The 20,308-nt window shown below is 64.9% G+C and carries 13 protein-coding genes; 10 read left to right on the top strand and 3 right to left on the bottom strand.

Features of this window, described 5'->3' with window-relative positions:
• Positions 1-165: 165 nt before the first annotated feature.
• From GGD62_RS18205 to GGD62_RS18185, 5 genes are all read left to right on the top strand, one after another.
• Positions 166-966 (top strand): bifunctional 2-polyprenyl-6-hydroxyphenol methylase/3-demethylubiquinol 3-O-methyltransferase UbiG, encoded by an 801-nt coding sequence (locus tag GGD62_RS18205; RefSeq protein ID WP_092255355.1) that lies wholly within the window; start codon positions 166-168, stop codon positions 964-966.
• Positions 967-1,257: 291 nt separating this feature from the next.
• Positions 1,258-3,627 carry an exopolysaccharide transport family protein gene (locus GGD62_RS18200; RefSeq protein WP_183709304.1) on the top strand — a complete coding sequence of 790 codons (2,370 nt, stop codon included), beginning with the start codon at positions 1,258-1,260 and terminating at the stop codon, positions 3,625-3,627.
• The gene (locus tag GGD62_RS18195) at positions 3,620-4,423 is read left to right on the top strand and encodes a WecB/TagA/CpsF family glycosyltransferase (RefSeq protein ID WP_183238379.1); all 804 of its coding nucleotides are present in this window, start codon (positions 3,620-3,622) and stop codon (positions 4,421-4,423) included. Before GGD62_RS18200 ends, GGD62_RS18195 begins: the two co-directional genes overlap by 8 nt.
• 19 nt (positions 4,424-4,442) lie before the next feature.
• Positions 4,443-5,435 (top strand): UDP-glucose 4-epimerase GalE, encoded by a 993-nt coding sequence (gene galE / locus GGD62_RS18190; protein WP_092255363.1) that lies wholly within the window; start codon positions 4,443-4,445, stop codon positions 5,433-5,435.
• Between the two features lie 186 nt (positions 5,436-5,621).
• Positions 5,622-5,963 (top strand): hypothetical protein, encoded by a 342-nt coding sequence (locus GGD62_RS18185; RefSeq protein ID WP_183709302.1) that lies wholly within the window; start codon positions 5,622-5,624, stop codon positions 5,961-5,963.
• On the opposite strand, the gene GGD62_RS18180 is transcribed toward GGD62_RS18185, so the two are convergent.
• Positions 5,937-10,052, bottom strand: coding sequence for a GAF domain-containing protein (locus tag GGD62_RS18180; RefSeq protein WP_183709300.1), 4,116 nt, complete (start codon positions 10,050-10,052; stop codon positions 5,937-5,939). The genes GGD62_RS18185 and GGD62_RS18180 overlap by 27 nt on opposite strands.
• Before the next feature lie 298 nt (positions 10,053-10,350).
• Here GGD62_RS18180 and GGD62_RS18175 point away from each other — a divergent pair, with 298 nt between their 5' ends.
• From GGD62_RS18175 to GGD62_RS18165, 3 genes are read left to right on the top strand one after another with little or no spacing between them, the layout of a single operon-like run.
• Positions 10,351-11,403 (top strand): Ldh family oxidoreductase, encoded by a 1,053-nt coding sequence (locus tag GGD62_RS18175; protein WP_183709297.1) that lies wholly within the window; start codon positions 10,351-10,353, stop codon positions 11,401-11,403.
• Positions 11,404-11,424: 21 nt separating this feature from the next.
• A complete protein-coding gene (locus tag GGD62_RS18170) occupies positions 11,425-12,792 on the top strand; it encodes an LLM class flavin-dependent oxidoreductase (protein WP_183709295.1) in 1,368 nt (455 codons plus the stop codon).
• A 15-nt stretch (positions 12,793-12,807) separates the two neighbouring features.
• The gene (locus GGD62_RS18165; protein WP_183709293.1) at positions 12,808-13,593 is read left to right on the top strand and encodes a fumarylacetoacetate hydrolase family protein; all 786 of its coding nucleotides are present in this window, start codon (positions 12,808-12,810) and stop codon (positions 13,591-13,593) included.
• Positions 13,594-13,718: 125 nt separating this feature from the next.
• On the opposite strand, the gene GGD62_RS18160 is transcribed toward GGD62_RS18165, so the two are convergent.
• A complete protein-coding gene (locus tag GGD62_RS18160; RefSeq protein WP_183709291.1) occupies positions 13,719-14,174 on the bottom strand; it encodes an Lrp/AsnC family transcriptional regulator in 456 nt (151 codons plus the stop codon).
• A gap of 152 nt (positions 14,175-14,326) precedes the next feature.
• Between GGD62_RS18160 and GGD62_RS18155 the strand changes: the two genes are divergently transcribed.
• Together GGD62_RS18155 and iaaH are read left to right on the top strand one after the other, a co-directional pair.
• Positions 14,327-17,776 (top strand): indolepyruvate ferredoxin oxidoreductase family protein, encoded by a 3,450-nt coding sequence (locus GGD62_RS18155; RefSeq protein WP_183709289.1) that lies wholly within the window; start codon positions 14,327-14,329, stop codon positions 17,774-17,776.
• 73 nt (positions 17,777-17,849) lie between these two features.
• Complete coding sequence (gene iaaH / locus GGD62_RS18150; RefSeq protein WP_183709287.1) at positions 17,850-19,268, top strand: indoleacetamide hydrolase; 1,419 nt, start codon at positions 17,850-17,852, stop codon at positions 19,266-19,268.
• A 121-nt stretch (positions 19,269-19,389) separates the two neighbouring features.
• On the opposite strand, the gene GGD62_RS18145 is transcribed toward iaaH, so the two are convergent.
• Positions 19,390-20,301, bottom strand: coding sequence for a LysR family transcriptional regulator (locus tag GGD62_RS18145; protein WP_183709285.1), 912 nt, complete (start codon positions 20,299-20,301; stop codon positions 19,390-19,392).
• Positions 20,302-20,308: the final 7 nt, after the last annotated feature.

The raw sequence follows: 20,308 nt of genomic DNA, 5'->3' as shown, positions 1-20,308 counted from the left end.
ACGCGTCGACCAAGACCCAACATGAACAATGCCGTAGTTAATGCGCATGCGCATTAACCCGACCGTAAGCACTGCGACCGGTGAGACGGCGCGGCATCAGATTTGCTCTTCGGGCTCGCGATATTTTTCCTGTAAATTTGAATAGAACAAGCGCGGTCAGAAAATATGAACAAGCCAGCCACGATCGATTTTGCGACAGCCACGGCGATCCGGATCCCCGCAGCCGCGGCACCCGTCCAGGCGCTTCACGATCTCGTCCCGGGCGAAGCGCGCGACAGCCTGCTCGCCGTTCACGACGTGCTGCGCCGCGAACTGCCGCAAGGCCAGCTCGCCATCTATGAAGCCGGCGGCGGCTCGTGCAGCGTCCTGCCGCCGGAATTGCCTGGACGCAGCAAGGTCACCGTCGTCGACATCGACGAGGACCAGGTCCGCAACAACACTTACGCGGATGAGGCGATTCTCGGCGACGTGCAGACCTACCGCTTCGAGCGCGAGACCTTCGATCTCGTGATCTGCTACAACGTGATCGAGCATCTGCCCCACGTCGACGCCGCGCTCCTGAATTTCCGCGATGCGCTCAAGCGCGGCGGCATGATCCTGATCGGCGCGCCCAATCCCCGCTCGCTCTCCGGCGTCGTCACCAAATATTCGCCGCACTGGTTTCACGTCTGGTTCTACCGCCACATCCGCGGCATCAAGGATGCCGGCATGCCCGGCGAGCCGCCATTCCCGACCTTCTTCCATCCGCTGGTGACGCTGCCCCGGCTCGAAGCCTTCGCGGCCGCCAACGGCCTTGAGATGATCTACCGCCGCGAGGTCGAGAGTCCGCGCTATCCCGAGATGCGCCGGAGCAAGCCGCTGTTCGCGGCGCTCGTGGACGCCGGCGCCGCCGTGCTGAATACCATGCTTTCGCGCGGGACCGACGTCCGTCGCGGCGACTATCACGTCATCCTGCGGAAGAGCTGACCATCATGGCGCGCGCGCGGCCCATTGCGGAACAGGCGGAGCTTCGCAGCCATGCCGCGCGCGGTAACGAACCGTTAATCTCCAGGGAGCCCCGGCATCGCTGGCGTCACGAGGACGCACTGCGGAGTGGCATGCGCTTAAACGCTTTGTTTGCCATTTCGGTGAATAGTCCCTCAATGAGTATGGTTAATTTTCCCTGTTGCGTTGATTGGGCACCTATATCCCGGGTGCATGGCGTAGAGCGAAGAGTAACCCCTCAGCCTGCGGCATTTGGAATGAAAGCTGGGGATCATGCTTGACTATAACCAGCCGATAGATCGGGCCAGACCGGAGTCGCCGCAACAGAGGCCCCAGGCCGGCTTCAACGTGCTGGAGCTCGCCAATTTGCTCTGGCGACGCAAGATCGCGATTGCCGCGGCTGCCCTGTTCGGCGCAACGCTCGCCGTTACCGTGGGCAAGAGCCTGACGCCCCGCTACACCGCCACCGCCCAGCTCTATGTCGATCCGCGCGAGCTTCAGCTCGTCGACCGCGAACTCACACCGCGCGCGCAGGACGTCTCCGGCATGGCCATGGTGGTGGAGAGCCAGGCGCGGCTGATCACCTCCAACAGCGTACTGCTCAAGGTGATCCAGCAGGCGGGTCTCGACAAGGACCCGGAATTCGGCGGCGGTAGCGACGGCCAGAGCCTGATGTCGTCGCTGCTCGGCCTGATCGGTCTGCAGCCCCGCGCTCCCTCCGCTGCGGACAACAAGGAGGTGCAGCTTGCGGCACTCGAGGCGCTGAACAGGCACATCACGATCCGCAAGACCGATAAGAGCTTCATCGTCGACATCGAGGTCTGGTCGACGGATCCAGCGAAGGCGGCGATGCTCGCCAACACGCTGACCAATGCCTATCTCGCCGAGTCCCGCAACTCGCAGGCTTCGGCCGCACGGCGCGCCACCAACGATCTCTCCGGCCGCCTCAAGGAGCTGCGCGAGCGGCTGCGCAGCGCCGAGACCGCGCTCGCCACCTACAAGGCCCAGAACAATTTCGTCGGCACCCAGGATGCGCTGATCAGCGATCAGCAGCTTTCCGCCAGCAACCAGCGGCTTTCCGCGGCCCGCGCCGCGACGATGGATGCGCAGGCGCGGCTCGACCAGATCGAGGCGAGCCGCCGTACCGCGGCCGATGCCGGTGCGATCCCGGAAGCGCTGCAATCGCCGACGATTGCGAACCTGCGCGCGCAATATGCCGATGCGCGCAAGAAATATGCTGAGCAGGCCGGCGAGCTCGGGCCGCGCCATCCGGCACTGCGCCAGACCGAGAAGCAGGTCGAGGATCTCAAGCGCACCATCAGCGAGGAGATCGATCGCTTCGCCCAGTCGGCCAAGAACGATCTGACGCGCGCCCGCGACTATGAGGCCTCGCTCAACCGGGCCACGGAAGCGCAGAAGCGGCAGAGCGTGCAGCTCAGCCAGGCCGCCGTCCGTCTGCGCGAGCTCGAGCGCGAGGCCGATGCCAGCCGCGACGTCTATCAATCCTTCCTCAAGCGCTCGCGCGAGACCGAAGAGCAGGAGACGCTGAACACTTCGGCGGCCCGCGTCATCGGCGAAGCGACGGTGCCGCAGCGGCGCTCGTTCCCGCCCGCCATGAGCCTGTTCGCCATGATCGGCTTCATCTTCGGCGCGCTCGCGGCGTCAAGCTGGTTCGCCGCGGTCGAACTCCTGCTCGTCGGCGCACCGGCGCCCGCGCCAGCCCGCCGTGAGCGCAAGCCGGCGCCGGAGAGAACGCGCGCTCCCGAGGTATTGCCGGCTCCCGCAGCTCCGCAATCTCCTCAGGTCTCGCGACCTCAGGAAGTGGCGCAGGCCCTGCCCGAACTTGCCGCGCCATCGCTGCAGCCTGCGATAGTCGAAAAGCCCCTGATCGAAAAGCCGCTGATCGCGCGTCTCCAGGAGGCCGACGTCATCCACACGCTCGGAGCCATTCTCGCCACCGGCGGCGGCGTCGACCTCACCCGGCTGGGCTGGCCGACATTGCGGCCCGGCTTTCCGCTGACGAAGCTGCTCAACGCCTGGCGCGATATGCGCACTGCCGTGGCCCGGCGCGCCGGCGACAAGGCGATGCCGGTCATCGCGCTCGTCGGCGCCGGCGAGACCACCGGACGCAGCGTGATCGCGCTGAATTTCGCGCTTGCGGCTGCGCGCGACGGCGCCCGCGTGCTGATGATCGATGCCGACCATCAGGCCCACGCACTCTCGAACAAGGTCAGCCGCCCCGGCAGGAACGAACCGAGCAGGCTCGGCTGGCTCTCGATCGGCAGCAAGGCCGCACGCGAGATCAAGACGGTCAACGGCATTTCGGTGCTGCCGGCCGGCGAGGGCGACGCCGGAAAGGCTGCCGATGCGATCCGCAAGGCGATTGCGCAGGCGCGCGCCGCGGGCGGCTATGACCTCGTGATCCTCGACGGCCCCGTGATGCCGCTTCTTGCCGGCGGCCGAAAGCTGCTGGACGACACCGACGCGCTGGTGGCGGTGCTGCCGACCAGCCTCGACATCAACGACAGCCTGGAAGAGATCCTGACCGCGCTGGGCCGCGCCGAGCGCAAGCTCGTCGGCGTCGTGCTGGACGAGCTCACCCCTGCAATCCAAACGCGCCAGCGAGGCAGACAATATGCTTGAGCGTCGCGTCAACCTCGACGGACGGGCAGCAACGGCCGACGTGCCGCGAATCACCGTCGGCGGGCTCCGCATGGCCGCGATCGATCTGGAAGCGACCGCCGATTTCATGATCGAAGCGACCGATCCCGACAATCGCATCGGCCGTCCGTTGTTCCTGACCTCGGCCAACGGTGAGGTGCTGGCGCGCTGCTCGACGGAACCGCAGACCGAGCGCCTGTTCCGCGCCGCCGACCTGATCAATGCCGACGGCCAGCCGCTGGTGGCGGCATCAAAGCTGCAATCCTGGTTTCCCCTGCCCGAGCGCGTCGCGACCACGGACCTGTTCCACGTCGTCGCGCGCAAGGCGGAAGCGGTCGGCCGCACCTTCTACATGTTCGGCGCCAGCGAGGCCGAAAACATCGTGGCGGTCGATAACGTCCAGAAGATGTATCCGAACCTCAAGATCATCGGACGCAGCCACGGCTATCTGCGAGGCGAGGCGCTGCGCGCCAAAATCGAGGAGATCAACGCGCTTGCGCCGGACTATCTGTGGGTCGCGCTCGGCGTGCCCAACGAGCAGGCATTCGTCGAGGAATTCACGCCGTACCTGACCAATGTTGGCGTTATCAAGACATCAGGCGGCCTGTTCAACTTTTTGTCGGGCAGCCGTTCCCGCGCGCCGCAATGGATGCAGAAGATCGGACTCGAATGGGCCTGGCGCACCTTGCTCGAGCCGCGCCGCCTGTTCTGGCGCTATTTGACCACCAACCCCCGCGCGCTCTATCTTCTCTTCAGCCGCAACCGGCCCCTCCGCTAAGAGAAGAGCAGAAGACGATATGACCGACCGACCGACCGTCCTCGTCACCGGGGGCGCGGGCTATATTGGCTCGCATGCCTGCCGCGCATTGACCGCCGCCGGCTACCAGCCCGTCGTTTATGACAATCTCTCGACAGGTCATCGCAGCTTCGTTGCCGGCCCCCTGGTGACGGGCGATCTGCTCGACGGCACGGCGCTGGCACGCGCCTTCGCCGACCACAAAATCACGGCGGTGATGCATTTCGCGGCAGCGAGCCTGGTCGGCGAGTCCATGACCGATCCGCAGAAATACTACATCAACAACGTTCAGGGCACGCTGTCGCTGTTGCAGGCGATGCGCAACGCAGGCTGCCATCGCATCGTGTTCTCCTCGACCGGCGCCGTCTACGGCAATGCCGATTCCAAGGAGCTGCCGGAAGACTTTCCCTGCATGCCGATCAATCCCTATGGCGCATCGAAATTGATGATCGAGCGGATGCTCGCCGATTATCGCTCGGCCTATGGCTTCGGCGCGTTCTGCCTGCGCTATTTCAACGCCAGCGGCGCCGATCCGGCCGGCGGCATCGGCGAGCTGCGCGACAATGAAACCCACCTCATTCCCCGCGCCATGATGGCGCTGCAGGGCCATGTCGACTTCGCGGTGTTCGGCGACGACTACGACACGCCCGACGGAACCGCGATCCGCGACTACATCCACGTCACCGACCTCGCCGCGGCGCATGTCGCGGCCCTGAAGCTGCTGGAAGAGGGGCATGCCGGCGGCAGCTTCAACCTCGGCACCGGCTCCGGCTTTTCCGTGCGCGAGATCCTGAACGCGATCAGGCAGGAGACCGGCCGCGAGGTGCCGCACACCGTCAAGCCGCGCCGCGCCGGCGATCCCACTTATCTTGTCGCCGATCCTTCCGCTGCGCGAAAGGTGCTGAACTTCGTGCCTGGCCATTCCGACCTGGCGACGGTCATCCGCACCGCCTGGGCCTGGCACCAGAAGGCGCATCCGTTCAGACCGCGTTAGGCAATCGGGGCGCCCGCGCCTTGATCAGCGGAGGCGTGAACGGCTAGACTGGGCCTTCGCTGCCGGCGACGATGCCGGCATGCATGCTCGGCCGATTGAGCGAGCCGATTTTTCCGAGCGTCAGGTCACGATCATTTCGGCGCGAAAGCCTGTCATCGATCGCGGATCCCTGGGAGCATGGAACGAATGCATCAGGCCGCCCGCCTGGAGTTCGAGCGCGTGATGGAGGAGTTTGCCCGCTGGCACATTGTGCCTGCGGACGAGCGCTCGCCCGCGCCCGCCTGGTGGTGGGGACCTGCCATGGCGGTGTTCGACGACCAGGAGCAGATGAGTTGCCCATGGTGCGCCGAACTCGGTTTGAACGAGGGCGCGAGCTTCGCCGAGGGCGCGCACGCGATTCTCGCGCTGTTCGTCGAGCAGACATCGCTGACGGGGCCTCAGGATTTTCCGAGCAAGGCCGAGGGCGGGGAGCACGACGTCCGCGAACTGCACCCGCAGCCGTCAGACGACAGCGCGTTTCAGCCGTGACGCCGCAGCTTCAGTAGCGGCAACGTCCGGCTCCGGCTGGAGCGGCGGGGCGACAGGCAGGACCATCGGCCGCAGCAGCTCGGCCATCTGCTTGGCCGGCAGCGGCTTCGAGATCAGGAAGCCCTGCATCTCGTCGCAGCCATGGGTACGCAGGAACGCCTCCTGCTCGACGTTCTCGACGCCTTCGGCGACGACGGTCATGCCGAGCGCCTTGCCCATGCTGATGATGGCCTGCGCGATCGCCTGGTCCTCCGAATCCTGCGGCAGGTCGCGCACGAAGGAGCGGTCGATCTTGATGGTGTCGATCGGGAAGTGCTTCATCAGCGACATCGACGAATAGCCGGTGCCGAAATCGTCGATGGCGAGGCGGATGCCGCGACTCTGGATGGCATCGAGCACCTTGAGCGCGCGGCCGACATTGCGCATCATCATGCTCTCGGTGACTTCGAGCTGGAGCAGCACCGGCGACATGCCGCTGGCCGCCAGCGCCTCGTCGACGTCCTGCAACAGATGCTCGTCGGCGAACTGCCGCGGCGACAAATTGACCGCCATCGACAACGGCAACAGGCCGCGGCGCTGCCAGGCCATGGCCTGCGCGCAGGCCTCGTTGAGCACCCAGCGGCCGATCGGCACGATCAGGCCGGTTTCCTCGGCGAGCGGAATGAACTGAGCCGGCGAGATGTTGCCGAGATCGGGATGCGTCCAGCGCAGCAGGGCTTCGACGCCGGTGATCTGGCCGGTCTCCATGTCGACCTTGGGCTGGTAGTTCAAAGAGAACTGCTCGCGCTCCAGCGCACGGCGCAGCGCGCTCTCCAGCGACAGCCGCTCGATCGACTGCGTCTTCACCTCCTTGGAGAAGAAGCGGTAGCCGTTCTTGCCGTCCTCCTTGGCCAGGTACATCGCCATGTCGGCGTTCTTGGTCAAGGTCTGCGCATCGGAGCCGTTGGCCGGATACATCGCGATACCGATCGAGGCCGTGGTGTGGCACTCGTGTCCGGCGAGCTCCATTGGCTCGGCGAGTGCCGCGAGCAGCCCGGTCGCGATGCGCTGGACGTCGTCGATCTCGCCGCACTGGTCGAGGATCACCACGAACTCGTCGCCGCCGAGGCGCGCCACCACGTCGCTTTCCCGCAGCGCGCCGCGCAAGCGGTTGGCGACTTCGAGCAGGAGCAGGTCGCCGGCCTCATGGCCGAGCGAATCGTTGATGACCTTGAAGCGATCGAGATCGATGAACAGCACCGCGAAACGGTGATCGTGACGCTCTGCCGTTTCGATCGCCTCGCGCAAAAGCCCGTTGAAGGTCTCGCGGTTCGGAAGGTCCGTCAAGCTGTCATGCGAGGCGAGGTACTCGATCCGCTCGTCCGCCTCCTTCTTCTCGTCGGCGCGATCGAAATTCTCCATCGCGAAGGACACGTTGTCGGCGAGACGTTGCAACAGCTCGACGAACTCGGCCGTGAAGGTAGCCGGCTCGGTCGACATGTAGATCATGACGCCGACGGCCTGATCGTGCACGATGAGCGGAAATGCCGCGCCCGATCGCGCGCCGTCGCCGCGGACGACGGCGTGGAATGCGCTGACGCGATCGTCATTGAGATAGTCGTTGCTGATGCAGGGCCGGCGCGTGCGGAACGCCGTGCCGCTCATCCCGCGCCCTTCGGGACGCTCGGGGTCGATCGAGAGGCGAACGTTCCGCGTGGTGTTGGAAGATGGCCCGGCACTCGCCACGATCTCCAGCTGGTCGCTGTCGGCCCTGGCCAGCGCGATGGTCGTCGACGTGAACTTGGCACCGTTGGAGGCCGCCAGACAGACGAGATCGAACAGCTCGGCGCGCGACTTCGCCCGCATGATCGCCTCGTTGGTCGCGCTCAGAGCCGCGAACATGCGCGTCAGGCGCTCTTTCTGCGCTTCGGTGCGGGCCTTTTCCTCGGCACGGTCGAAATTGTCGAGCGCGAAGGAGACGTTTTCGGCAAGGCGCCCGAGCAGTTCGACCAGATCGGGCGTGAATGTGTTCTCCTCGGGCGCGAGGAAAAGCAGGATGCCGATCGGCTCCTGGCCCGCCTTTAGAAGCGGGAAGCTGGCGGCGGCCCGCGTTCCGTCCTCGATCGCCTTCGCCCGCCAGTATGCCGACCGCGGCTCGTTCAGATAGTCGTTCATGACGCTGGGCCGGCGGGTCCGGAGCGAGGTGCCGATGATCCCCTTGGCTTCGGGATGGTCGGCGGAAATGTTGCAGGTCCGACCAACCATCTGCCGCTGCAGGCGCCCCTTTACCGCGACGACGCGGACGAGCTCGTTTTCCTCGTCGATGATGCCGATCGTTGCCGACGCGAACACGTCGCCGAGAATAGCTGCCTGGCACGCGGCCTCGAACAGGTCCTCGCGCGTCTTGGCGCGCATGATCGCTTCATTGGTTGCGCTGAGCGCTTCGAACATTCCGCTCAGGCGATTGCGCTGCTTGTCTACCTGCGCCTTCTCCTCGGCGCGATCGAAGCCTTCCAGTGCGAAGGCGACGTTGGCCTGGAGCTTGCGCAGCAATTCGACGAATTCGGGTGTGAACGTGCCGCACTCCGGAGAGTTGAACAGGAACACGCCTTCGACCTGGTCGCCGTTGAAGAGCGGCAACGCGGCGGAGGACGCGATCCCGTTGCGGCGTGCGCTGGCGTGCCAGGGCGCGATGCGCTCGTCGGCGAGAACGTCGTTGCTGACGGCGGGCTGGCGCGTGCGGAACGCGGTGCCGGTCAGTCCGCGCCCTTCCGGCACCTGCTCGGAGATGGATAACTTGAAGTTGCGAACGTGGTCGGCGTTCGGTCCGTAACAGGCGACGACGCGCAGCAGCCCGGCGTGAGGGTCGACCAGTGCGATGTTGGCCGAAGTGAACTTGGCGCCCTTTGCCGTCGCCTCGCAAACGAGGTCGAACAGATCGGCGCGCGACCGCGCCCGCAGGATCGCCTCGTTGGTGGCGCTGAGCGCCGCATACATGCGCGCCAGCCGTTCCTCTTCGGCGGCGATTTTGGCCTTCTCGGACTCGCGGCCGAAATTATCGATCGCGAACGAGACGTTCTCCGCCATACGCAGCAGGAGCGCGACGATCTCCTCGTCCTTGGCCCAGGAGCGGCTGATGAAGAACAAGAGCACGCCGACACTTTCACCGTGCCTGATCAGCGGCGCGACCACGCAGGCGGCAACGCCAGTGTTGACGTTTGCCTGCTCCCACGGCGTGCCTCTGGTGCGGCTGGCGAGATCGTCCTCGACGATGGCCTTCTGCGTCCGGAACACCTCGCCGGATAGTCCCTTGCCGTAGGGATTCTCCGGATCGATCGAATAGCGCGCCTGGGTGATCAGTGCGAGGTTCTGGCCGGTGGACGCGACCGGACTCATCCAATGCGAATCCGGTTCGCGGAGCAACACGATGGTCGCCAGCGACTTGCCCCCGTGAACGGAGGCGTCACACACGAGCTGGTAGAGCTCCTGCTCGGTCTTGGCGCGCAGGATGGCTTCGTTGGTGGCGCTGATGGCGCCGAACATGCGGTTGAGCCGCCGGGTCGCCCGTTCGCTGGTCTGCCGCGCTGTTTCGCGGGCGAAATTGTCCAGAGCGTAGGAAATGTTGGCCGACATGCGCTCGAACAGCGACACCATCTGCTCGTTCAGCGAGCCGGCTTCGCGGCGGGTCACGTAGAGCACGCCGACACTCTCGCCGTTGCAGAGCAGCGGCAGCGCCGCAGCCGCGCCAATGCCGGCGGAAGCTGCACCCTGACGCCACGCCAGCGAACGCGGGTCGTTCAGATAATCATTGCTGACGCACAGCTTCTGATCGCGAAATGCCTCGCCGCCGACGCCCGAGCCTTCGGGTGTGCCGGCATCCGTCGTGATCTCGATCGAGCGCAGCCGCGCAATGTCATCGCCACAGCCGGCCGCAAAATGGAGCCGCCGGTCGTCCGCTCCGACCAGAAACACGGCGACAGCCAAGAAATCCCCGCTCGAAAACCCGGCGTTGCAGACCTTCTGGTACAGCTCGTCCGGCGATTTCGCATAGAGGATCGCTTCGTTGATGGCGCTCAACGCCGCAAATGTGCGCGCGAGTGTCGTCGGCACGATCTCAGCTCCCGGGCATTTCTGCCTATTTCTCCCGGGTGACTTTATGAGGGGCCATCGCCTAAGTGGTGGTTATTGCGCGCTGCAAACAATCGATCAAAGTGAACGAGCTGCGAACGACCCCGGGTAAACTACCGAAAATACCGCCGCACGGGACGAATCCTCAGCGAGAGGCGCGATCTCTTTACGAATTTGCAGCCCTGTATTGGTTTACGGGAGATTGATATCGCTGCCGCGCTTTGAGACGATGGCCTCCAACAATCAGTGCCCGCCAAGGGCAAAGACCCCGGGGAACGCCATGCCGATCGTCACGGCCGATCGCCTCACGCGCGTCAGCGCCGCCCTGCTCCGCGCCGCCGGAGCCTCCGAGGAAGAAGCCGATGCCGTCGCGGTCGGCTGCGTCAATGCCAATCTCGCCGGCCATGATTCCCACGGCGTGATCGCCGTTCCCACCTATATCGACCGGATCAAAGCCGGCCAAATCGTTCCGGGCGCCAAATGGACCGTGGTCCAGGAATCGCCGACCACGACCGTGATCGACGGCCATTGGGGCTTTGGTTTCCACGTCAACGCCAAGGCGATGGCGCTGACGATCGAGAAAGCCAGGACGGCGAATGTCGCTGCCTGCACCGTGTTCCGGCAAAGCCATGTCGGCCGCCTCGCCGCCTACCCCTTGATGGCGATGCGCGCAGGCATGATCGGGATTGCCACGGCGGATTCCGGCCGCTCGCCGAAGCACGTCGCCCCGTTTGGAGGCAAGGAGGCGCGGCTCGGCACCAACCCGATCTCGATCGCGGTGCCGTCCGATCTCGATGCGCCGTTCTATCTGGATATGGCGACTTCAGCTGTCGCAGCCGGCAAGATCCAGCTCGCGGTCGCGCGCGGCGAGGAGATTCCGACGGGCTGGATCATCGATGCCGAGGGACGGCACACCACCGATCCGACCCAATACCGCAAGGGCGGTGCGCTGCTGCCGCTCGGCGGCACCGAGGGCTACAAAGGCAGCGGCCTCGCTGCGATGGTCGAGGTGCTGTGCGGCCTCCTCACCGGCCTCGGCTTCGGCGTCGAGCCGACGGGGCGACACAATGACGGATGCTTCATGGCGGTGTTCAATGTCGCCGCATTCCGCCCGCTGCAGGAGTTCAAGCGCGAGGTCGCCGAGTTCGCGCGCTATCTGAAATCGACGCCGCCGTCAGAGGGCAGCAAGGGCGTCTACTATCCCGGCGAGATCGAGGGACTGCGCGAGCAGCAGCGCCTGCGCGACGGCATCGAGATCGAGGATGCCACCTGGGAAAAGCTGCGCGCGCTGGCGCGGGAATACCGGCTCGACACCGTCCTCGATCTGGCCTGACGGCATCAGGAGAACAGCAGCATGAATCGACAGATGGTCCTGGTCGGCTTTCTCCAGGCGCAGAACTGCACCAACCTGCCGAGCTCCTGGCGGCATCCGGATTCGCGCGACGATTCGATGTCGGCGGACTATTATCAGGAGATCGGCAGAATTCTCGAAGCCGGCAAGTTCCACATGGCCTTCTTCGACGACCGCCTGGCGATGCCGGACCGCTACGGCAACGACCACGCCCATACCGTCGAATACGGCATCCGCTGCGTGAAGATGGATCCGCTGATCGTGCTGACCACAATGGGCATGGTCACCGAGAAGCTCGGGCTGGGCGCGACGTGCTCGACCACTTATTACGAACCGTTCGACGTCGCCCGCCGCTTCGCGACGCTCGATCTCATGTCCGGCGGACGCGCCGGCTGGAACGTCGTCACCTCGCTCAACGACGGCGAGGCGCTCAACATGGGGCGCGACTCCCATCCAGAACATGATTCCCGCTACGACAAGGCCGACGAATTCATGGAGGTCGTGCTCGGCCATTGGGACACCTGGGAAGACGGCGCGCTCATCATGGACAAGAAGACCGGCCGCTTTGCTGATCCGACCAAGGTGAAGCGGCTCGACCACAAGGGCGCGGCGTTCAAGTCACGCGGGCCGTTCACCGTGCCGCGTTCGCAGCAAGGCCATCCCGTGATCATCCAGGCCGGAGCATCGGGCCGAGGCCAGCGCTTTGCCGGGCGATGGGGCGAAGTAATCTTCACCGCCGCGCGCAATCTTCAGGGCGCCAAGGACGGCTATGCGTCCGTGCGCAACGAGGCCGCCAAGGCCGGCCGCGATCCCGACCAGATGTTCCTCTGCAATTTGACGACGCCGGTCTGTGGCGCGACCAAGGCGGAAGCCGAGGACAGGATGGCGCTGATCAACAAGCTGCCGCTCCAGATCGACGCGCTGTCGCTGCTTGCCGAAGCGCTCAACTACGACTTCGCCTCCAAGGATCTCGACGAGCCGCTGACCACTGACGAGCTGAAGAGCATGCAGGGTATTCTGGGCATCCGCGACGGCGTGCTGAAGAATTCAGGCAAGAGCAATCCGAGCGCGCGCGACTTCGTCACTTTCTCCGGCCGCGGCCAGGTGCAGGACGCAATGGTTGGCGGCCCCAAGGAGATCGCGGACAAGCTCGAGGAGATGTTTGTCGAGCGCGGCTGCGACGGCTTTGTCATCGCGGCGACCTACGTTCCCGGCTCCTACGCCGATTTCGTCCAGCATGTCGTTCCGGAGCTGCAACGCCGCGGACTGTTTCAGAAAGACTATCGCGGCAAGACGCTGCGCGAAAATCTCGGACTGAAGCGGCCCGCGGCCGGCGCCTGGAAGGTGCCGCCGCGCGATGCCGCGGAATAGCAATGAGGACTTGGCATGCGCTGGCTGAAATTTACTGATGCAGGCAAGACCTCGTGGGGAATCATCGAGGACGACAAGGTAATCGCAGTCGAAGGCGATCCCTTCGACGAATGGCAACGCAGCTCGCGCACGCATTCGCTGTCGGACGTGAAGATCGAGTTGCCACTGATCCCCCGCACCTTCTATTGCGTCGGCTTGAACTACCTCAAGCACCTGAAGGAAGCCGCCGACAAGGCCGGCACCGTGCCGGCCGTGCCTGACCGTCCCGAGATCGGCTATCGCGCCCAGAACGCGCTGATCGCACATGACGAGGACGTCGTGATCCCGTCCTTTGCGACGGAGAAAATCCACTACGAGGGCGAGCTCGTCGTCGTCATCGGCAAGAAGGTAAAGCATCTCACGGAGGACAACGCGATGGATTGCGTGTTCGGCTACACCATCGGCAACGACGTCAGCGAGCGCAGCTGGCAGAAGGCCGATCGTAGCCCGTGGCGCTCGAAGAACGCCGACACGTTCAAGCCGATGGGGCCGTGGATCGAGACCGAAGCCGATCTCGAACAGATGGAAACGATCGTCCGGGTCAACGGCAACGAGACCAATCGCTTCGCGACCAACGACATGATCTTCGGCGTGGTGCCGTTCCTGGTCGAGCTGACCAAGTATTTTACCTTATGGCCCGGCGACGTGATCTGGATGGGCACGGACGGCGCCTCGCCCGACATCAAGCACGGTGACGTCGTGGAGATCGACATCACCGGTGTCGGGACGTTGCGGAACAGGTTTGTGCGGGAGGGGCACTAGCGGCCCCGCAGCACCGGTGCCGTAGGGTGGACAAAGGCGCTCTTGCGCCGTGCCCACCATCTTTTTCCGTCGTGAAAGATCGTGGGCACGCTTCGCTTTGCCCACCCTACGGCACCTCTCGGGAATCAAAACGGCAGCGCCACACTCGACTTGATCTCCTTCAGCACCACGTTGCTGCGGACATAGCGGATGCCGGGAATGCGGAACATGAACTCGTCGAGAAATCGGTTGTAGGCCGCCATGTCCTGCACGACGACGCGCAAATGATAATCGGCGTCGCCCGTGGTCGCAAAGCACTCCAGCACCTCGCGGCGTTTGGTTACCCGCGCGACGAATTCGTCGACGAACTTTGCATCGTGCCGTTCCAGCGAGACGTGGAGAATGGCGGACATCGCAAAGCCCGCCTGCTCGCGCGCGACCAGCGCCGCATAGCCCTGGATGATGCCGGCCTCCTCCAGCGCGCGCACGCGTCGCCAACAGGCAGAGGTGGACATGCCGACCTCGTCGGCGAGCTGCTGGTTGGTGGCGCGGCCGTCCTTCTGGAGGTGGGCGAGAATCCGGGTGTCCTGGTCTTCGATCATCGATCGGCTCAATCTGGTGTATTCTACCGCATGATAGCCGAATCCGGGACAATTTACCAGAATCAGCTTGCAGCTAGGAAAAATAGGTAAGACCTACCAACCATCAGGGCCTACCCTCCGCTCATCCGGCAAGGATGCCGCGGGAGGTCCGCATGGACGCCTTTCCGTCACTCGACCCCTACGAACTCTCCGATCGCTACGATCGCGAACACGGCCGCGTCTTCCTTACGGGCACACAGGCCATCGTCCGCATCGCGCTCGACCAAGTCAGGCGCGACCGGGCCGCGGGGCTCAACACGGCCGGCTTCATCTCAGGCTATCGCGGCTCGCCGCTCGGCGGCATCGACCTCGAGCTCTGGCGCATCCAGGAGCGGCTGAAGCGGGACCGCATCGAATTCCTCCCCGCAGTGAATGAGGACCTCGCCGCGACCGCGGTGCTTGGCTCGCAGCAGGTCGAGACGCAAGGAGATCGCGAGGTCGATGGCGTGTTCGGCCTCTGGTACGGCAAGGGCCCGGGCGTCGATCGCTCCGGCGATGCGCTGAAGCATGGCAATGCCTACGGCTCCTCGCCGCATGGCGGCGTGCTGGTGGTCGCCGGCGACGACCATGGCTGCGTCTCCTCCTCGATGCCGCACCAGTCCGATGTCGCCTTCATGAGCTGGTTCATGCCGACGCTGCATCCCGCAAGCGTCGGCGAGTATCTCGCGTTCGGCGAATATGGCTATGCACTGAGTCGCTTCTCCGGCATGTGGGTCGGCTTCAAGGCGATCTCGGAGATCGTCGAGTCGGGCGCCTCCGTCGCGCTGCAGCCGCCGCGCCACTTCCGCACGCCCGAGTTCACGCCGCCGCCAGGCGGCCTGCATTATCGCTGGCCTGATCTGCCGGGCCCGCAGATCGAGGAGCGGCTCGAGGCGAAGAAGCACGCGGTCTACGCCTTCGCCAAGGCCAATCCGATCGACCGTCACATCTACGACATTACGGACGCCACCTACGGCATCGTCACCACGGGCAAGGCACATCTGGACCTGATGGAGGCCCTGCGGCTGATGGGCCTTGACGAGGCCGCCTGCCGCCGCATCGGCATCGACGTCTACAAGGTCGGCATGGTCTGGCCGCTGGCGCTGCATGACGCCATGGATTTTGTGAAGGGCAAGCGCGAGATCCTCGTGGTCGAGGAGAAGCGCGGCATTATCGAGAGCCAGTTCAAGGAATATTTTTACGACTATCCTGGCAGCAAGCCGGAGCGCATGGTCGGCAAGCACGATGAAACCGGGGCAAGGCTGATCTCCTGGATCGGCGAATTGTCGCCTCGCGCGCTCGCGGGCGTGCTGGCGCGCCGGCTTGATCCGATGTTTCCAGGCCTCAATCTCGCCGCACGCGCGGCCGCTCTGATGCCGGAGGCCGCACGCACCATCAACGTCTCTGGCGCGACGCGCACGCCGTATTTCTGTTCGGGTTGCCCGCACAACACGTCAACAAAGGTACCTGAAGGCTCCAAGGCGCTGGCCGGCATCGGTTGTCACTTCATGGCAAGCTGGATGGACCGGGAGACCTCGTCACTGATCCAGATGGGCGGTGAAGGCGTCAACTGGGCGGCGTCGTCACGCTTCACCGGCCACAAGCACATCTTTCAGAACCTCGGCGAAGGCACCTATTACCACTCCGGCTCGATGGCGATCCGGCAGGCGATCGCCGCCAAGGCCAACATCACCTACAAGATCCTGTTCAACGACGCCGTCGCGATGACCGGTGGCCAGCCGGTCGACGGTCCCATCAGCGTGCATGCCATCGCCCACAGCGTCCGCGCCGAAGGTGTGACGCGCATCGCGCTGGTGTCGGATGATCCGGCACAGTTCTCGCCTGCCGACCTGCCGGCCGGCGTCACCCTTCATCCGCGCGAGGAGATGGATGCCGTGCAGCGCGAGCTGCGCGATGTCCCCGGCGTCTCGGTCCTGATCTATCAGCAGACCTGCGCCACGGAGAAGCGGCGCCGGCGCAAGCGCGGGCAGATGGCCGACCCGAAGCGCTTCGCCTATATCAACGATCTCGTCTGCGAGGGCTGCGGCGACTGCTCGGTGGAATCCAACTGCCTCAGCGTCGAGCCGAAGGAGACGCCGTTCGGCCGCAAGCGCCAGATCAACCTGTCGACCTGCAACAAGGATTTTTCCTGCCTCAACGGCTTCTGCCCGAGTTTTGTGACCGTCGAAGGCGCGACGCGTCGCAAGAAGAGCGCGAGCCAGATCGACGCCGTTGGGCGCGCCGCCACACTTCCGTTGCCCGCGACGGCGGCACTCGACCGTTCTTACGACCTGCTGGTGACCGGCGTCGGCGGTACCGGCGTGATTACTGTCGGCGCGCTGATAGGCATGGCGGCGCACCTCGAAAGCCGCGGCGTCTCAGTGCTGGACTTCACCGGCTTCGCGCAGAAATTCGGGCCCGTGCTGAGCTACATCCGCCTCGCCTCGAGCCCTGCGGCGCTGCATCAGGTCCGTATCGACCAGGGCGCAGCCGATGCGCTGATCGGCTGCGATCTCGTCGTCAGCTCCTCGCCGAAGGCCTCCGGCACCTACCGCCGCGGCACGCGCGCCGCGATCAACACCGCGGAGATGCCGACCGGCGACGTCGTCCGCTTCGGCGACGCCGATCTCGCCTCCCCCGCGCGCCTGCGTGCAATCGGCCAAGTCATCGGCGAGGGCAATCTCGGCACCATCAACGCCAACGCGCTAGCGGAACGGCTGCTCGGCGATGCCGTCTATGCCAACATCATCATGCTGGGCTTTGCCTGGCAGCGCGGTTTGGTGCCGATCTCACTGCAAGCGCTGCTGCGTGCAATCGAGCTCAACGGCGTCGCCGTCGAGCGCAACAAGCAGGCCTTTGCCTGGGGCCGGATTGCGGCCGCCGATCCGGACTTTTTGCCGAAAGTCGACGAAGCGCCCAAGATCGAGACGCTCGACCAGATGATCGAGCGGCGCGCCGAATTCCTCACTGCCTATCAGGACGCCGCCTATGCGGCGCGCTACCGGGCGACCGTCGCGAGGGTCCGCCGCGCCGAAGCTGTCCTGAACAGCGAGGCCCTGACCGAGGCCGTCGCACGCGCCCTGTTCAAGCTGATGGCCTACAAGGACGAATACGAGGTGGCGCGTCTGCACATGCAGGGCGGATTCCTCGACGAGCTGAAGCGCGAATTCGAGGACGGCTTCAGCGTCCAGTATCACCTCGCCCCGCCCTTCCTGCCGTCGCGGCGCGACGCACGGGGGCGTCCGCGCAAGCGCGCCTTCGGCCAATGGATCCAGATGCCGCTCGCCATGCTCGCGCGGCTGAAGGGGCTGCGCGGCACGCGGTTCGATCCGTTCGGCTACACCCGGGAAAGGCGCACCGAGCGCGAGCTGATTGCCTGGTATGAAGGTTTGATCGAGCGGATGCTCGGCAGGTTCGATGCGGCGCATCTACCAGGTCTCGTCGCAATCGCAGCAGTGCCGATGGACATTCGCGGCTACGGCCCGGTCAAGGACGCCGCGATCGGAAAGGCGAAGATCGAGGTCGAGCGGCTGTTCAATGAACTCCACCCGTCGTCGCCGGCAAAGCTGCGCGCCACCGGTTGACGCGGAGCCGGCGAGGCTTCAGCCTCTATCCCCGGGGGGCCTTGATGGCTGCCCACCAATCGGGTGACGCATCATGGATTTCGACCAGTTGACCCTGACCCAGGCCGCGGCCGCCCTCCGCGCCGGTTCAATCACGAGTACCGCGCTCACAACGGAGGCTCTCGCCCGCGCCAAGGCCAATGCCGATCTCAATGCCTTCGTCACGCTGGACGAGGCCGGCGCCCTGAAGGCCGCTGCGGCATTCGACACGACGGGCGACAAGAACAAGCCGCTCGGCGGTGTGCCCGTCGTGATCAAGGACAACATCGAGGTCGCGGGACTGCCCTGCAGCGCCGGCACACCAGCACTCAGAGATTACGTTCCGAAGGCCGATGCGCCCGTCGTGGCAAAGCTGCGCGCTGCGGGCGCGGTCATCATCGGCAAAACCAGCATGCACGAGCTCGCCTTCGGCATCTCCGGCTACAACACCGCGTTCAAGACCGGCGCGGAGTTCGGCGTGCGCAACGCCTATGACCGCACCCTGATCGCCGGCGGCTCCTCGTCAGGGACCGGTGCTGCGATCGGCGCGCGGATCGTCGCAGGCGGGCTCGGCACCGACACGGGTGGATCGGTGCGCGTGCCCGGCGCGCTGAATGGATGCGCCTCGCTGCGCCCGACCATCGGCCGCTATCCGCAAGAAGGAATCGCCCCGATCTCGCATACGCGCGACACCGCAGGCCCGATGGCTGCGACCATGGCCGACGTCGAGCTGCTCGATCGCGTCATCACGAATGGCGAGGCGGCCCTACCGGCCGACCTGAAGCAGGTGCGGATCGGCATCGTGAAGACGATGTTGACCAATCTCGATGCCGACACCGAAACCGCCCTCCGGGCCGCCATCGTGCGGATGAAGGCTCAGGGTGTCACGGTCGTCGAGGTCGAGATGCCGCAGCTCGCCGAACTCAACGGCCAGGTCGGCTTCCCGGTCGCGCTGTACGAAGCCTATGACGACATGGTCGGATATCTCGCCCGCACCGGCACGGGCCTCACCATCGAAGCGCTGGCGAGGGAGATTGCGAGCCCCGACGTGAAGGGCACCTATGATGGCCTCGTCATCCCGCGCAAATTGCCGGGTCCGGACAATACGCTGCTCGATGCCAGGCCGATCTACGACGCGGCGATCAAGACCGCGCGACCGGCGCTGCAGGCGCTCTATGCCAGGACCTTCGCCGATCATCGGCTCGACGCCATCGCTTTCCCGACCACGCCGCGCGTCGCAATCGCCTCCAACCCAGACTCCAGCAGCCTCGAAAACTTCGGGCTGTTCATCCAGAACACCGATCCCGGCAGCAATGCCGGTATTCCCGGCATCCAGATCCCGATCGCACTCGGCGCCACCAGCAGATTGCCGATCGGACTTGAACTCGATGGCCCTGCCGGAAGCGATCGCCACCTGCTCGCGATCGGCTTGTCGGTTGAAAAGCTGTTCGGACGGCTGCCGCCGCCGCATTGACGCTTTCGTAGGGTGGGCAAAGCGAAGCGTTCCCACGTCTTCTGTCCACCAATTGACAGATCGTGGGCACGGCGCAAAGGCGCCTTTGCCCACCCTACGACACGGCCGCTGCCGGCGCGGCTCACGAATACGGATTGATCAGCTTTTGCTGCTCGGCGCTGTGGTGCGCGAGCAGGTCGATGAAGGTCCTGACCTTTGCCGACAGATGATGACGATGCGGATAGACCGCGTTCATCGACAGCTCGATCGTCCGATATTCCGGCAAGAGGCGCACGAGACGGCCGGCTTCGAGGTCGTCCTGAATGAGAAATCCCGCCATCAGGCAGATGGCGGCCCCCTCCAGTGCGACCTTGCGCAGCGCTTCTCCGCTATTGGTGACGAAGCTGCCCGAGATGCGTACGGAGGCCGGTGCGCCTTTGCGATCGAGGAAGCGCCATTCATCGCCGAACGGGTAATTCAGGTGCCGGCCACAATTATGCGCGGCGAGCTCGTCGAGCTTCTGCACCCGGCCGTGCTTCTCGAGATAATCGTGCGAGCAGCACAGCACGTGACGCCAGGTAGCGAGGCTGCGGACGATCAGGCTTGAATCCGGCGGCGAGGTCATGCGCAAGGCGACGTCGTAGCCTTCCTCGATGAGATCGACGTCGCCTTCGCCCATGCGCAGATCGACCTTGAGGTCCGAATAGGTCGACAGAAGCTTTGCCACGACAGGCGCGACGAACTGCACCATATGCGTGGCGACGTGGATGCGCAGCGTGCCGCGGGGCACCGACTGCAATTCGCCTGCGATATCGTCGGCCTGTTCGATGTCGGCGAGGATCTGGACGCAACGGTCGTAATAGGCCTTGCCGATCTCGGTGAGGTTGACCTTGCGCGTGGTCCGCTGAAGCAGCCTCACCCCGAGCCGGTCTTCCAGCGCCTGAACGTGATTGCTCACCATGGTGGTCGACATGTTGAGCTTGCGGGCGGCTGCAGAGAAGCCGCCGGTCTCTACCACCCGGCTGAAGACTTCGAGGCTGGTCAATCGATCCATGGCACCT

This window comes from Bradyrhizobium sp. ERR14, assembly GCF_014198235.1.
In the GTDB taxonomy this organism is placed as follows: Bacteria; Pseudomonadota; Alphaproteobacteria; order Rhizobiales; family Xanthobacteraceae; genus Bradyrhizobium.
This window is presented reverse-complemented; position numbering and strand designations above follow the sequence as displayed.

What these genes read in the sequence shown, in the direction of transcription:
- GGD62_RS18160 (WP_183709291.1), bottom strand. Translation starts at nt 14,174, where the DNA reads ATGATCGAAGACCAGGACACCCGGATTCTCGCCCACCTCCAGAAGGAC.
- GGD62_RS18145 (WP_183709285.1), bottom strand. Translation starts at nt 20,301, where the DNA reads ATGGATCGATTGACCAGCCTCGAAGTCTTCAGCCGGGTGGTAGAGACC.
- GGD62_RS18170 (WP_183709295.1), top strand. Translation starts at nt 11,425, where the DNA reads ATGAATCGACAGATGGTCCTGGTCGGCTTTCTCCAGGCGCAGAACTGC.
- iaaH (WP_183709287.1), top strand. Translation starts at nt 17,850, where the DNA reads ATGGATTTCGACCAGTTGACCCTGACCCAGGCCGCGGCCGCCCTCCGC.
- GGD62_RS18195 (WP_183238379.1), top strand. Translation starts at nt 3,620, where the DNA reads ATGCTTGAGCGTCGCGTCAACCTCGACGGACGGGCAGCAACGGCCGAC.
- GGD62_RS18175 (WP_183709297.1), top strand. Translation starts at nt 10,351, where the DNA reads ATGCCGATCGTCACGGCCGATCGCCTCACGCGCGTCAGCGCCGCCCTG.
- GGD62_RS18200 (WP_183709304.1), top strand. Translation starts at nt 1,258, where the DNA reads ATGCTTGACTATAACCAGCCGATAGATCGGGCCAGACCGGAGTCGCCG.
- galE (WP_092255363.1), top strand. Translation starts at nt 4,443, where the DNA reads ATGACCGACCGACCGACCGTCCTCGTCACCGGGGGCGCGGGCTATATT.
- GGD62_RS18155 (WP_183709289.1), top strand. Translation starts at nt 14,327, where the DNA reads ATGGACGCCTTTCCGTCACTCGACCCCTACGAACTCTCCGATCGCTAC.
- GGD62_RS18205 (WP_092255355.1), top strand. Translation starts at nt 166, where the DNA reads ATGAACAAGCCAGCCACGATCGATTTTGCGACAGCCACGGCGATCCGG.
- GGD62_RS18185 (WP_183709302.1), top strand. Translation starts at nt 5,622, where the DNA reads ATGCATCAGGCCGCCCGCCTGGAGTTCGAGCGCGTGATGGAGGAGTTT.
- GGD62_RS18165 (WP_183709293.1), top strand. Translation starts at nt 12,808, where the DNA reads ATGCGCTGGCTGAAATTTACTGATGCAGGCAAGACCTCGTGGGGAATC.